The organism is Shewanella violacea DSS12 (genome assembly GCF_000091325.1).
GTDB lineage: Bacteria > Pseudomonadota > Gammaproteobacteria > Enterobacterales > Shewanellaceae > Shewanella > Shewanella violacea.
Genome location: NC_014012.1, coordinates 1,347,906 through 1,361,372 on the forward strand (window position 1 = coordinate 1,347,906; position 13,467 = coordinate 1,361,372).

The 13,467-nt window shown below is 42.4% G+C and carries 12 protein-coding genes and 1 pseudogene; 7 read left to right on the forward strand and 6 right to left on the reverse strand.

The features are described 5' to 3' along the window. The first annotated feature begins 103 nt into the window (after nucleotides 1-103). Nucleotides 104-1,564, forward strand: coding sequence for a hypothetical protein (locus tag SVI_RS05400; protein ID WP_013050435.1), 1,461 nt, complete (start codon nucleotides 104-106; stop codon nucleotides 1,562-1,564). Between the two features lie 146 nt (nucleotides 1,565-1,710). Here SVI_RS05400 and SVI_RS22055 read toward each other — a convergent pair. Next, a pseudogene (locus SVI_RS22055) lies at nucleotides 1,711-1,811 on the reverse strand (IS6 family transposase); the annotation flags it as partial. Between the two features lie 192 nt (nucleotides 1,812-2,003). Here SVI_RS22055 and SVI_RS05410 point away from each other — a divergent pair. Together SVI_RS05410 and SVI_RS05415 are read left to right on the forward strand one after the other, a co-directional pair. Continuing rightward, nucleotides 2,004-2,348, forward strand: coding sequence for a hypothetical protein (locus SVI_RS05410; protein ID WP_013050436.1), 345 nt, complete (start codon nucleotides 2,004-2,006; stop codon nucleotides 2,346-2,348). A gap of 57 nt (nucleotides 2,349-2,405) precedes the next feature. Further along, nucleotides 2,406-3,689, forward strand: coding sequence for an insecticidal delta-endotoxin Cry8Ea1 family protein (locus tag SVI_RS05415; RefSeq protein WP_013050437.1), 1,284 nt, complete (start codon nucleotides 2,406-2,408; stop codon nucleotides 3,687-3,689). A 137-nt stretch (nucleotides 3,690-3,826) separates the two neighbouring features. Here SVI_RS05415 and SVI_RS21380 read toward each other — a convergent pair whose 3' ends face one another. The 3 genes from SVI_RS21380 to SVI_RS05430 all read right to left on the reverse strand — a co-directional run bounded on the left by SVI_RS21380 (nucleotide 3,827) and on the right by SVI_RS05430 (nucleotide 6,877). Beyond that, nucleotides 3,827-3,976: a hypothetical protein gene (locus SVI_RS21380; RefSeq protein WP_013050438.1), complete on the reverse strand. Its 150-nt coding sequence runs from the start codon at nucleotides 3,974-3,976 to the stop codon at nucleotides 3,827-3,829. Between the two features lie 21 nt (nucleotides 3,977-3,997). After that, a complete protein-coding gene (locus tag SVI_RS21385) occupies nucleotides 3,998-4,135 on the reverse strand; it encodes a hypothetical protein (RefSeq protein WP_013050439.1) in 138 nt (45 codons plus the stop codon). Nucleotides 4,136-5,986: 1,851 nt separating this feature from the next. Further along, nucleotides 5,987-6,877: a collagenase gene (locus SVI_RS05430; RefSeq protein WP_041419721.1), complete on the reverse strand. Its 891-nt coding sequence runs from the start codon at nucleotides 6,875-6,877 to the stop codon at nucleotides 5,987-5,989. 226 nt (nucleotides 6,878-7,103) lie between these two features. Between SVI_RS05430 and SVI_RS05435 the strand changes: the two genes are divergently transcribed. Next, nucleotides 7,104-8,888: a M1 family metallopeptidase gene (locus SVI_RS05435; protein WP_013050444.1), complete on the forward strand. Its 1,785-nt coding sequence runs from the start codon at nucleotides 7,104-7,106 to the stop codon at nucleotides 8,886-8,888. Nucleotides 8,889-9,290: 402 nt separating this feature from the next. On the opposite strand, the gene SVI_RS05440 is transcribed toward SVI_RS05435, so the two are convergent. Beyond that, on the reverse strand, nucleotides 9,291-9,770 hold the full coding sequence (locus SVI_RS05440; RefSeq protein ID WP_013050445.1) for a LabA-like NYN domain-containing protein: 480 nt from the start codon (nucleotides 9,768-9,770) through the stop codon (nucleotides 9,291-9,293). A gap of 101 nt (nucleotides 9,771-9,871) precedes the next feature. Next, nucleotides 9,872-10,738 (reverse strand): LysR family transcriptional regulator, encoded by an 867-nt coding sequence (locus SVI_RS05445; RefSeq protein WP_013050446.1) that lies wholly within the window; start codon nucleotides 10,736-10,738, stop codon nucleotides 9,872-9,874. Nucleotides 10,739-10,871: 133 nt separating this feature from the next. On the opposite strand from SVI_RS05445, the gene SVI_RS05450 reads away from it, so the two are divergent. The 3 genes from SVI_RS05450 to SVI_RS05455 are packed head-to-tail and all read left to right on the forward strand — an operon-like array spanning nucleotide 10,872 to nucleotide 13,220. Further along, nucleotides 10,872-11,939: an HlyD family secretion protein gene (locus tag SVI_RS05450; protein WP_013050447.1), complete on the forward strand. Its 1,068-nt coding sequence runs from the start codon at nucleotides 10,872-10,874 to the stop codon at nucleotides 11,937-11,939. A gap of 43 nt (nucleotides 11,940-11,982) precedes the next feature. After that, nucleotides 11,983-12,132: a hypothetical protein gene (locus SVI_RS21685; RefSeq protein WP_013050448.1), complete on the forward strand. Its 150-nt coding sequence runs from the start codon at nucleotides 11,983-11,985 to the stop codon at nucleotides 12,130-12,132. A gap of 23 nt (nucleotides 12,133-12,155) precedes the next feature. After that, nucleotides 12,156-13,220, forward strand: a complete 1,065-nt coding sequence (locus SVI_RS05455) for a DUF2955 domain-containing protein (protein WP_013050449.1) — start codon at nucleotides 12,156-12,158, stop codon at nucleotides 13,218-13,220. Nucleotides 13,221-13,467 lie beyond the last annotated feature (247 nt).

The following is a 13,467-nucleotide window of genomic DNA, read 5'->3' on the forward strand; positions in this document are numbered from 1 at the left end:
ATTCAATTAGACTTCGCATGAGGCAAATCCAGAGTGGTTTGCTTACAAGCATCAAGCTAAAATTCTGAGCTACCACCTTTATTGAGCAGCTCAAGAGCAGTAGATGCAAAAGCGCCTATCCCCAGAATGTCAGAAGTCAATCGGCCAGCAAGCCATCTCCGGAAATAACATTTCTCACATAGCGGAACATCATCGCGTCTGCAGGAACACGGTCTACGCCCAGAGACTCCGGGCACTGGCGGCGCTCGATGATGCCTTTATGATATCTGAACAAGAAGACACCGTTCTATTCTACCTGCCAGTCAATAAGGCTTTCCTTCACCAGATTGTTCTGGGAATTCTGCTTATCTGCAAGGGCAGCTATCGGGATGCGCAACTGTTTCTACGGGACCTGTTTGACACTGAAATGAGCATTGGCACCATCTTCAATATCCACGACCAGGCCTGCCGAAGCGCAGCAGCAAACAATGCTCTCTATTCGTTGAGTTCAATCAAACACAGTGCCTCTGATGAAATCTATCATCGTAACAAACCCCATCTGGCCGTTGTTGATGTGAGAAGCCGCTACTGTGCAAGTTTGACTCGTGAGGATTGTCGTGATGCCGACACCTGGACTATTCATCTTCTTGACCTGATGGAACAAGGCTTTCAGCCTATGGTAAACATCAGTGACCACGGCACTGGAATGATCAAGGCATTTAAGGATGTGCTACCAGACACTGAGCTTCGGTTTGATCATTTCCATCTGATTAAATCCTGTAAAGAGCTCATCAGGTATCTAAAAAACCAAAAGGAGTCAGCCGTCACTCGCCAAATTAAATTGCTTGAGCAAATGGAGAGAGCGAAGTTAAAAAGTAAAGGGAATACCTTCTCAGCTAAGTTGGCCCGTGGCAGCAGGGAGGTGATTCAGGCTGAATATTTATATCGTCATGTCACCACTCTCGGTTGTTGGCTACAGTACGATATTCTTCAGCTAGCCGGCTGTAACCCTATGGATAGGGAAATGCTGTTTGATTTCGTCCTGGCCGAGCTGTCTACTGTTGCAGCTCTCTCACCCCGGATAAAAGCATTTATAGGCTCTCTTATTCATCAGAAGGTAGGACTTCTTGCTGCAAGCCATGTGTTAAACCGCGAGTTTCAGCAAATCGCGTCTCGCTACAGTATCTCCGAACAAGATGTTAGGGATGTGTGCTACGTGGTCCGATACGATATCCAGACGCTCAGTTACCATAATAAAGCCGATGCACTGGCCTCACGCCTGGGAAAACTGTACGAACAGATCGAGGATGAGGTGCTGAATGTGCTCGCAGCAACCCCACGGTGCAGCTCGATGATTGAGAATTTTAATAGCAGACTCCGCCCCTATCTCGATGCTCGCAAGCAGATCACCTCAGAGAGTCTGGATCTCATCCGGTTTTATCTGAATCACCAGGTGTTTCTCAGAAGCCTGCACGACTACATGCAAGGTAAAACGCCAGCTGAAGTTTTGAGTGGCTCAAGCCATCAACATTGGTTGGAGATGCTAGGTTTCACTCGTTTTAAGCGGCTAGCTCTAGCCGCTTAAGCTGGTTCAACAATCTAATGATTTCTATGCCAGTTCTTGGCAGGATGACGAGTGCCTAGTGTTCACTAAAACACGCTTTTTTTGAACCATGCCCAAAAATCAACAATCGTTAATTGGCTTTGCTTGTGAAGTTCTATGAGCTCAAGCCATTGTTCTTTATTTAGCATTCGTAATGACTCAAAACCTTGGATGCTTGACCAGGCGCAATTGTGTACTTTAAAACCACAGTAGCGACTATTAACTTTTTTGTAATTAAGCATAAATCACTTTTTTTTACGTTACAGGTCGAGAAAAGCACGTTATCAATAAACCTGCCCGATCACCTAAGGCACTTTCGGGCTAAGTGTTATCCATTGCAACATAGCCCTAAATTCACCGTTATGTAGTGATAGGTAAGCATTTGAGCTCCCCACACTTTAAAAAGATGGAAATTATAATTATGAGTGATTTAGAAGTAAAAATAGGTGTTAATCCTGCTGATGTTCGTTATACAGCTAATTTTAAAGTTGCACCAAACGACGGATATGTGATGTATGAAAAAAATACGCCAATCATTCCAGAAATTGGTGTGAATATTACGGTTATAAATACAGGTCGTGAAGAAATGGAAGTTCACTATGAATGGGCTCCACCATTTGGTGGATGGCAATGTGCATCTACAACAATAATCCCACCTGATGGTAAGCCTGTTTATATTGCTCATCCGTCAAATGCTTTTTATTATCAGCGAATCATTGCTTATAACAAAAAAGAATCAACAGCGTTCGGGAATTGCGAATACTAAAATTTTAAATGATAGTTAATAACGGGAATTTCCCCGTTATTTTTATAGGAATCTAAAATGAATAATGAATATATCGTAACAATGGAAAAGAAAAACAACATAGAATTAAAAAGTAGTGGTCGTTATACATTAGATGATTTTTACCATGATCATGCTTATGCATTTAAAGTCGCTTTGACTATTGGACTTAAAAAAATACCTTATGTTGGAAGTATTTTATCTACACTTGTTAAAATATTATGGCCTACTGGAGCATCAGGTGAATCTTTACAAAACTTATGGGAAATGGAAAGAAATGAAATTCAATCAATGATTGATGAAGCTACACTTCATACTATAAACGATATATTAAACGGAATTGTAAATTCACTCGGTGATAAAATAGCCGATATTAATAGAACTATAGAAAATTACGGGTTTGCAGCTGCAAAAGATGATTATATAAACTTAATTTCAAATTATATAATTGGATTGGAAGAACAGTTTAAATTTGAAAGTGAAGGCTCTGAATTTATAGCTTATGCAACAATGCCACTGTTATCTATTACTGTTGGTTTGCAATTATCATATTTGGCATTTGGTTTAGATAATAAAGCTAACTTTGGACTTGATAGTGCTGATATAGATAAATGTAGTAGAAACATAGATGAAATTTATAAAGATGTTAAAAAATATATAGAAAAATATGCTAAGTGGTCTGATTCTGACTCTTACAGTAATGCTAATAGTGAAAACATATATAATGAAGTTATGGGATCTCGTGCTTTTTGTGCTTTAAATGGATTTGAACACATTGAAATCTGGTCTGAAATACAATCACGTAAATCACTTGATTTTTCAATTATAAGTACATCTGTATCTTATTCTGTTGAGGTCGGTGTTTTAACGCCTAACATGACAAGGATGGCAACAGCTGTTGAAGTTGGCCCGCCTTTGTTACCTGTTATGGTTGATGGACATAGAAACAAGATAGTTAAAATTGAGGGTTGGGATAGTGTAGAAATTAATAGTTATCGTCGTGTCGGTTGCCTTAAAATCACTTATGAAAATGGTGATGTTTACGATATGGGTGTTAAAACATCTAATCCTGTTAGCATTTCACTTGATGGTGAATTTGTAGATACCGTAAAAGTCGTTCAAGGTGATACATATGCAATTAATTACATCAAATTCACATTAACTGATGGACGCACAATGTCAGTTGGTGAACAAAGCGGTGATACACAACTATTAGGTTTTGATAATCATACTATTGCTGCAATTTTTGTTGATGAAGGTTCTTCAGATAAAATTTCATGTGTTAGCGTTTCATGCATTCCTAAGCAGTACGAAGAAGAATAGTATTTAATAGGCGTACTACGGGCTCTCCCGCAATAAATGTGATTCTGTCGCAAAGTGGGTCTAAGTACAAAAGCGGTAAAAAACTTATTCAATAGTTCGTTTCATCGTATGTACTTGCTGTCTAACTCAACTTTAAGCTAGGGTTGAAGTTGAGTATCACCTTGTGCGGTTTCACTCAGTACAATGCCGCCGATCTCACCGACTCCAACACGAAAAATGACATAAGTTTTACCTTGTCGCTCTACAGATATATCTGGAGGGAATTGCAACTTAGGGGCTTTATTCATGAAAAAGGCTCAAGTTTTAGTCTAACGAGCACGCGCTTGAGCAAACTTAGCTCGGCGTTGATAATTATCTTCATCGTAAAGAGTTAAACATTTAATCACATCTCCCGCTTCCAATTCAGCCTTGTACTTAATGAAGAACAAGGCTGACGTCCAACTCATTGCGGATTATAAATTGATCTAATTTTTCTGGAAACCTTAAGGATTAAGGGATTGCTGTAAGCTTCTCGTTTTGTCTGAAGACAAAGCTACTAATGCCCAAAAATCGAAAAAACCAGCAATGGCAGACGATACCGACCTCTTTATCATTAGAATCCTTTACTCTATTTATCTTACAGCACTTGCCCGAACAACCTAAATACGGACCTCCAACTAAACTGAGTGACTACAAAATATTCAATTACATCCTCCGATTCCTACACACCGGTTGTCAGTGATCAATGCTCCCGATTGAAAAGGATGAAATGGGTGATCCAGAGATCCATTACACCAGAGTATATCGGCGCTTTAGATTCTGGGAGGCTCATAATTTATTTGACCGGATCTTTGAAGGTACAGTGTTACAGTTGCATAAATCAGTCCTCCTAGACACCAGTATTATCCATGGCGATGGCACCACAACCGAGCGAGTTTTCGCCTGGGAAGACAAATTTAAGCGACTCTTACTTCGTTTTGAACGGCTAAGTCATCTGCACTACGCGTTGAAAACACTGGCGTATTCAATGATCAACCTCCGGCACTTCTGCTAGAAAGCAAAAGTGAGACAGATTAGAGTGAGGAGAAACTGTAGGACCAGTCTCTCGCAACGAGGCTTGCCCACAAACCGACATGAAGCGAACAGTCTGTTCACTTCATGAATAAGTCACTCATCATGCTTCTCTTCGAAAACAACAACGCTGCATATTCTGCATCGCTGGTCATAAACTCGCAATGAGTTGTGACTGTGCTTATGAGTTCTATGAGTTCAAGCCATCGCCCTAGTGTCTTATGTTTATGCGAGGTCATCTTAGTGACTCGGAAGGTATTGGTCCCTCTGTAATCGTTAGGTGTAGATTGCCCCATGTACCATACATCAACCAATAGAACGTAACGGTTTTCTGAATTTAATCAAGAAGACCTAAAACCTAGGAAGGCAAGGGATAGAGCGACATTTTAGACGCTTACGACCTGTTTTTACACGTATCTCGACTTACCCCGTAAGTGTAATAGCTGACCAGTTAACGGACGAATAGTGTCCGATGGTAGCCATTTAATATGTGCCGATGCTATGTAGCCCAGTTGTATCAAGGTCTACAGGCTAACTATGGACTTTTCGCTGAAATGGGCGCGAACACCCCCATGTCAGAAGCTAGCACCGATGCTCGAGCATATAATTACAGCGAAATGAGGTGGTGCTTGATTGCTTTATGGAAAGCGACTCTACGGGGAAGGTGTATTAAAGCTAGGTCGTCGGTTTATTGGTATTGAGATGGATACTGACATTTTGAAAGAGCTGCTAACAGTTTTAAATGATGCTGTCATAAAGCAAAAAAACCGCCAGTTAAGGCGGTTTTTTATTTTGCTAACGGTTACGTGTGGTCAATGCGTGGACGCCAAAACTATGGTGCCAATATAAATCAATAACTTACAAGCTTACAGCAAGCCTCAGATGAGGCCTTTTTTGATCTTGGTTTTTAATACAAGTTCCTAGGATAAGCTTCTTAACTCTTTAGCGTTTCATTTAAAATTTAAACAAAAAAAAGCGACCTAATCAGGTCGCTACATGTTCCAAATTTGGAATAGGGTGACAGTCGCGCTAGAAACTATCTAAAAGGGAGTTATGATGAACAATGAAAACAGCTTCAATTTAAGCTTAAACAGAAGCCAAAAATTCGGTTCATATAATCAGAGTCCCATTTATCCGGATAGTTCATTTTTTATTGGAAAAACTAAAAAATATTTCCAATAAAGTGTCTTCAACCAAGTTTATTCAACTAATATTCCAATTTGATTAAGCTTTTAAAACCAACAAGATTAACTGCTGAGTTTAACCAACCAGGCCTTGAATTCATCGTCCATACTCGTGCCCCATTGATTTACCAGAGCTTGATACCTTGGATAGTCTCCCTTGCGGGTGAAGGTGAGCATGGTATCAATTTTATCCTTGTGGTTTTCCATCATGAAGCGAACCGATAAATATCCCCAACGATAGACTCTGTCGGTGCCACCATTTTTCTCGTAGCCGGTATTAAACAGCTCACTCAAGGGGTAACTGGTATTGTCTAATAGAGATTTTGCCGCTAAGTCGATGGCGGCTTGGTTATCATCTCCTTGAGCGATATATTCACCTAATCCTTCGCTCCACCAAATTAAGTAAGGTAGGAGTGGGGCAGGCTTAGGGCAGTATTCAGGTGCACTATGAGAGTCGTGCAGTGAGGCACAAAAATCACCATATAAGTTGAAGTGGCCATCGAGATAATGCACATATTCATGGGCTAAATTCCAAATCTGTCCCTTCTTCTCGTAGGCGACAAATTCTGCCTGATTGCCTGCTTGACCAGGTAAGCCTTCGAGGAACATGCCGCCATTATCGCTGGGTACATCGAAGTGAGCAGTTACATACTTAGTGTAATCTTCACGAGAATGATAGACGTTGGCGCGCATACTCATGTTGTTGTCGTTATCAACAGGCTTACCTTCAGTGCCAAATAGCTGATGAAATCTAGCTTCTTGTTTGCCCATGAGCTTACAAGCATCGGCTATCTGTTCTTCTGTTAGGGCTTGTGAGCGTATGACTATGGTGTCACTACAGGCATAATTTTGAGATAAGACCGCGGCTAGACTTTCTGGATCTTCTTGAACCGATGAATGACAGGCGCTCAGACTGAGCAGGCCCGTTAATGACAACAGCTTAAATGTTTTCACGGCGTGTTTCCTCAATATGTCTTTTTGTATACAATATTCCCAAGTGTTTCATCTAAGTTAAATGAAGTCAATTGCAATGACATGTTAAGCGGCTGTGGTTAAGATAATCATTATAATTCATGGTGTTCGTTACCTAGGACAAGGCCAGTTGAACGTAATTTACATGTGTCAGGCTGTTTATATTTGAGATTGCAGTTAATTCGTATTTGCTAAAAAGGAAAATCTAGTGTCAAACCAATGGGATAACAATCGTGACTATCATTCATTTGCCAATGTAGATGAAATTCGAGTCAAGCATTTAACATTAGAACTCGATGTCGATTTTGAAGCTAAGCGGTTAGCGGGTGTTGCCGAATTAGCGCTGGATTATATCGATACTCGTTGTCGTCATTTGTGGTTAGATCTTCGAGACCTCACCATTCTTAGCGTCGAAGATGACAAGGGTGAGTCTTTGGATTTTTGTCTAGATAAACAAGATCCAATTTTAGGTGAGAGGCTCAATATCTCTTTGGTGAACCAGACGCCAAGTGTGAAGTTGCATTATCAGACCTCACCCAATGCCCAAGGTCTGCAATGGCTAACGCCAGAGCAGACAAGTGGTAAGTCTTTGCCATTTCTATTTAGCCAATCTCAACCGGTTAATGCCAGAAGCTGGATCCCCTTGCAAGATAGCCCTAAGGCCCGCATTACTTTCGAAGCGAATGTTAAGGTGCCCGTTGGCATGCGAGCAGTGATGAGCGCCATGAATGATGCAACTGCGAGTCTGGACGGGGAGTTCTTTTTCTCCATGGAGAAGCCTATGCCGACTCATCTCTTGGCCATAGCTGTGGGTGATCTGGCTTTTGGTAACATAGGCCAACGCACTGGGGTCTATGCCGAGCCCGAAATATTAGCCGCGGCGGTCAAAGAGTTTGAAGATACCGAGAAAATGGTAGAAATCGCCGAGTCTCTGCTGGGGCCTTATCCTTGGGGGCGTTATGACATGATAGTTTTACCACCTAGTTTCCCCTTTGGTGGCATGGAAAACCCACGCTTGGCATTTATTACGCCGACCCTGATCGCAGGAGACAAGAGTCTGGTGTCTACCGTGGCTCATGAACTGGCTCACTCTTGGACTGGCAACCTTGTCAGCAATGCCACCTGGCGTGATCTCTGGCTTAATGAGGGGTTTACCACTTATTTTACTAACCGTATCGTCGAGGCTGTGTTTGGTAAAGAGCAAGCTGAACTGGAAGTGGTATTAGAATATGGCCGCTTGAAAGAGGAGCTGGCAAGCACAGAGCTTGCCAAGCAGAACTTGCCGGCCAATGTGCAGACTCAAGATCCTAATGAGGCCTTCGATCGTTTCACTTATGATAAGGCGTCGATGTTTGTCCATGATCTCGAGCGTCGCTTGGGTCGTGAGGCTTTCGATAAGTTTCTCTATACCTATGTGCAGCACTTTGCATTCGAGGCGATAACCACGGAAACCTTTATCGAATATGCCAAGCAGACACTGATTGTAGAACATGGTGATAAGCTCAGCGAGGCTGAGCTGCTGGAGTGGGTCTATGGCTGTGGTATGCCTGACTGGTTTACTCCACCAGTATCAAACAGTTTAGATAAAGTCGAAGCTGCTATCGATTCTTGGCTAAATGGCACACAAGCAAGCTTGTTAGAGACAGATAGCTGGCGGGTTCATCATTGGCAGTACTTCTTAAATTCATTGCCTGAGGCTCTGAGTCAAGAGCAGCTGATGGAGTTGGATGAATGCTTTAATCTGACTCAATCGACTAATGCCGAAATTGCCTGTGATTGGTTTAAGGTCGCGATCCGTAATCATTATGACCCTGTGTTACCCGCATTGAGTGAGTATCTTATTCGTATTGGTCGCGGTAAGTTTGTCAGGCCGCTCTATTTAGAATTACAAATTGCCGGCTATGACCAAGAGGTGAAGCAAATATATAGCCAGGCGAGACTAGGCTATCATCCATCGATTGTGGTTCAGTTAGACAAGAGTATTTGTTTGTAGTGAGTGATTGAAAGCAAAAAAAATGGCACCTCAAGGAGGTGCCAAACATTCTTAATAGAATAAGTTCTGCAATGGTAAGTACTAAGCGCTAGCAGATGAACTTACCTTACAGTTGAGAGCTCAGTGAGTTCTCTAAAGGGAGGTGATGAACCATGATGAAAATATGAAAAAAATTACACTTTAGCTTGCTACCTATAATCAGAGTCACTATCTCGTGGAAAGTTCACCAGAGATCATAAATAAATCTATTTATTCAAATTTCATGATGCTCAAGCATTAATGTTAATCGTTAACTCATTGTTTTATAGATTTAAAGTTTTGTTTTTGTTTTTTACTGTTTTTCTTAAACCTTCCAACTTCCAACTTCCAACTTCCAACTTCCAACTTCCAATCGTCCAAGAGTTACAGCAGTAAAGCCTCATCGATTTCAATAAATTTACAGCTGGCATCGATAAGAGACTTGGCTGTGAGTGCTGGCACACCATAAACTTGGGTGTCGACTCCATATTTTTGATAAACCTTGAGCATGAGTAAGTCGAAATCACCATCACCCGAGAGTAGGATGATAGTATCAACTTCCGTAGCTGCTTCCATCACATCGATGGCAATTCCCACGTCCCAATCGCCTTTTGCCGACCCATCGCTGCGTTGAATAAACGGTTTTAGCTTAATATCGAAGCCTATGTGTTTGAGTGCATCTTGAAATTTAAGCTGACCATCATCGCCTTTGTGAATCGCATAGGCCGTAGCCGAGACAATATCGCCTTCGTGGATAATGTGCTGCCATAACTTGCGGTAATTAAACTGGCGGCCATAGGCCTGACGGCAGGTGTAGTAAATATTCTGTACATCGACGAAGATGGCTATTTTTTTGTTGGTCATACTTAGCTTCGCTATGGATTATGTGTGGACCACATTCTTACTCATTTATCTATGGCAGCACAAGTGAGTCATGGACCCTTTGCGCTAATTATTTTAAGACATCATGTATCTTGCTTTAAGGACTCTCTCAATAGCTTAACCATGGCTCGGGTCTTCTCTGGCAAGTAAGGTTGAGATGGATAGATCAAGGTGAGTTTAAGTTGGGTAAAACTCTTTTGGTCTAAGATTTCAATCAAGCTAGCGTCTTGTAGATCTTTTTCCACCAGTAACCTGGGTAATAGCGCTACTCCTTTGCCTAATTTTGCCAGCCTGATGAGCAGCAGTAGGTCATCGCTGTAAAGGTGATACTCGAAATCTGTCGGTAGTAGGCTTCTGTTATAGCGACTCGCCAATAGTTGATGAGACCCTAAGTCACAGACCTGCTTAGGCGTACCAAACTGACTCAGATAACTTTTGGATGCGACCATGCAAAATCTCAAATAGAGTAAGTGCTGTTGAACATAGTCATCGTGTAATGTGCCTATGTAACTTGGCAGGATCTGTAGATCCGTATCGGTTCTTCTCAAATCGATAGCTTGTTTCTGATGTTCTACTTCTAGCCTTACATCAGGATATTGATTGACGTAATCCTCGATAACGTTAGAAAATATTTCTGTCATGCCGAGAGCGGGAGGGATGGCCAGGCGCATTTTTCCCTGAGGTTCCATTCGCTCAGTCTGCATCAAGTTAATCGCTTCGTTTAATTTGTTGAGGGGAGCGTCCACTTGTTCAAATAACCATCGTCCACGTTCAGTCAGTTCTATGTTGCGGGTCGTGCGGATGAGTAGCTGGTAGCCTAGCTGTTTTTCTAGTTCTTGTAAGCGCCTACTAACCTTGGATCGCTGTAATCCATTGGCCTTTGCGGCTGAACTTATCCCTTGATGTCGTACTGTTTGCACAAATAAATTGATATCGTCGAAGCTTGGCATCTGTTAATCCATAAGCTATTGCTGGCTATGTGATGTACCGTCCTACTTTTAGGACGCTTATGGCCTATGATACAGGCTATTTGTAACAAAACTAGTAGTATATAATGGTCTGCTAAGATGAAAAGGAGATAGTATGGAGCTTGCAGAGAAAAAATTCAGACGTTGGATGACGGTGCTGATCATCATGTTCGTGGTGACTTTCCTCTATTTGGTTATGGCCGATCGCTATGCTCCAATGACGACAGAGAGTCGGGTACAGGGCTTTGTCGTGCAATTAGCCCCTGAAGTTTCGGGCTATATAACCCAAGTGGATGTCATCAATAACCAGCTGGTTAAGTCTGGAGACCAGTTGTTCAGCATAGATGACCGTAAGTTTAAGTTAGCAGTTACTATGGCTGAGTTGAATTTAAAGCAGGCCATCGAGGGCGAGTCGTCACTTTATGCTCAAGCCGCAGCGGCGAAAGCGAACATAACCACAAGTACCGCAGCAGCTGACAATGCCCTTAGGGATTATCAAAGAATATCTAAGTTGTCGACTACTGGTGCAGTTTCTGAGTCTCAGCTTGATTCGACCAGAACACTGAGAGATGAAAGCTCGGCGAAACTAGTTGCAGCTAAGGCCCAGCTCAAGGCCATCGAGACTCAGCTTGGCGGTGGTGAGGGGGACAGTAGCCTAGTACACTCGGCAGAGACGAGTTTAGCTCAAGCTAAGTTAGATTTCTCACACACTCTGATAAAAGCGCCCAGTGACGGTGTGGTAACTAATCTACAACTACATAAAGGCAGTTTTGCCAGCACTAACCAGCCTCTTCTCACATTTATTCCTACGGATTCTCTGTGGATCACCGCCGATTTCAGAGAGAAGGCCACTTCCATGCTGAAACCTGGCATGGAAGCTGAAGTCACCTTCGATGGCATTCCCGGGGAAATCTTGACCTTAGAGGTGTCCAGTCGTGATTTTGGTGTGGCATCGGCTCAGCAAGTTGCTAATGGTCAGCTGTCATCGGTCGTGACCAGTAATCGTTGGGTTCGTGATGCCCAGAGAGTCAGGGTTAACTTCAAGCCTGACACTCAACTGCCAGATAATTTATTTGTCGGTTCTCGTGCAACGGTTGTTATTTACCCAACCGATAATATAGTGTTTAATTTCTTTGGTGGACTACTTATACGCATGGTGAGTCTATTCCATTATGTGTATTGATCACGGATCAATTTAGACTGGAACGAGTAAAAAGGTAACTAGGATGTCACCATCAAAAAGTAAGCCAGTTAAAAGAGAAACTACGACCCGTGTGATCCAGGGAGTCAGCGTTACTCTGCTGCTTGCTGCTGTTTTTGAACCTGTTGAAGCCCTGTTTATTCGCGCTATCACTATGGTTTATTTTCTGTTTTAGACTGAGTATTTTTTGGAGGTAAGATGAAACCATTAAGGATCTGGTTTGCCTGTGTGTTGGGCGTTACCATAAGTACACTCCTTGGGTGGTCAAATGCCATGTTTATGGCCTTGTTTCCTGTGTTTGTCTTAGTGAATCTGAATAGATGGAATACCGGATTATTTGTTCAGTTTATATTGAGTGTATTATGGGTGGGTATTCAGGTGAGCCTAATCATCGGATTTTTGCAGCCTTACCCAGTGCTGATGCTAATAGCCGTTGGTATAATGCTACTCTTCAAGTGCTTTGCTATGCGGAGTAAGTCGACCTACTTATTTGGTTACATAGGCCTGTTGATAGGTTCTATATTTCTCAATTTCGGTAGCTACCAAGCATTCGATTTAGAAAACTTCATTGTAGGGATCTGGATTGCCACTCTAATGACTGTGCCTATCTGTGGTCTGGCTTTTTATTGTTTCCCTGATCCGGTAGTTGATAAGCCCACAATGAGCGTACAAGCACAAGATAGAGATCCCCAAGCCATATTGGAACAAACTGCCTTGGGGTGGTTGGTCGCTATGGCGGCGTTTATCGTTTTTCAGGTGGCTAACCTGAATGACTCCCTATCGGCCCAGGCGAGTATCTTGGTCATACTGGCTCCTATGACGCTGGTGGGCTCCGCAATGGCGGCAAAAATTCGCATCATAGGCACAGTGGCCGGTTGTATGGCTGGCATGGCCATTCAACTAGTGCTCTATAATATGTCCGATAACCCTGTACTCTATATTTTGTCATATGCCATCGCCGCGGGGATCTTCTGTCGCTGGTTAGCTAAGGATGCTGTATGGGCGGGAATAGGTTTCTCAGCCATCTCGGCGCTGACGATTCCTTTGACTAAAACTTTAGTGCCTGGACAGCAAGACGCCTTCTTCGCCATCATTTATCGAACTAGCTCTATTTTGGTCGCTGTTGTCGCCACTTCTGTGATGATCTGGTTGGCTTATAAGTTGATCAAGGCGATGCCTTGGTTGTGTTCGGTATCAGTACCTGTATTAGGACAAGAACCGGGACAAGAAGCTGTTTCTGTATTAGAGCAAGAGAAAAGTTAAATAATCGACTCTATTATTTATCCAAACCTAGCCAATTCTGGTCGCTGTTGTCGCCACTTCTGTGATGATCTGGTTGGCTTATAAGTTGATCAAGGCGATGCCTTGGCTGTGTTCTGTATCAGTACCTGTATTAGGACAAGAACCGGGACAAGAAGCTGTTTCTGTATTAGAGCAAGAGAAAAGTTAAATAATCGACTCGCTTGTTTAGCTAACCAAGGCCAGCACACTGCCAGATAAACAATTAAAT

Excerpts from the sequence above, each read along its gene's own strand:
- SVI_RS05410 (WP_013050436.1), top strand. The coding sequence starts at position 2,004 with ATGAGTGATTTAGAAGTAAAAATAGGTGTTAATCCTGCTGATGTTCGT.
- SVI_RS05400 (WP_013050435.1), top strand. The coding sequence starts at position 104 with ATGCAAAAGCGCCTATCCCCAGAATGTCAGAAGTCAATCGGCCAGCAA.
- SVI_RS21685 (WP_013050448.1), top strand. The coding sequence starts at position 11,983 with ATGTCACCATCAAAAAGTAAGCCAGTTAAAAGAGAAACTACGACCCGT.
- SVI_RS21385 (WP_013050439.1), bottom strand. The coding sequence starts at position 4,135 with ATGAGTTGGACGTCAGCCTTGTTCTTCATTAAGTACAAGGCTGAATTG.
- SVI_RS05450 (WP_013050447.1), top strand. The coding sequence starts at position 10,872 with ATGGAGCTTGCAGAGAAAAAATTCAGACGTTGGATGACGGTGCTGATC.
- SVI_RS05445 (WP_013050446.1), bottom strand. The coding sequence starts at position 10,738 with ATGCCAAGCTTCGACGATATCAATTTATTTGTGCAAACAGTACGACAT.
- SVI_RS05455 (WP_013050449.1), top strand. The coding sequence starts at position 12,156 with ATGAAACCATTAAGGATCTGGTTTGCCTGTGTGTTGGGCGTTACCATA.
- SVI_RS21380 (WP_013050438.1), bottom strand. The coding sequence starts at position 3,976 with ATGAATAAAGCCCCTAAGTTGCAATTCCCTCCAGATATATCTGTAGAG.
- SVI_RS05415 (WP_013050437.1), top strand. The coding sequence starts at position 2,406 with ATGAATAATGAATATATCGTAACAATGGAAAAGAAAAACAACATAGAA.
- SVI_RS05440 (WP_013050445.1), bottom strand. The coding sequence starts at position 9,770 with ATGACCAACAAAAAAATAGCCATCTTCGTCGATGTACAGAATATTTAC.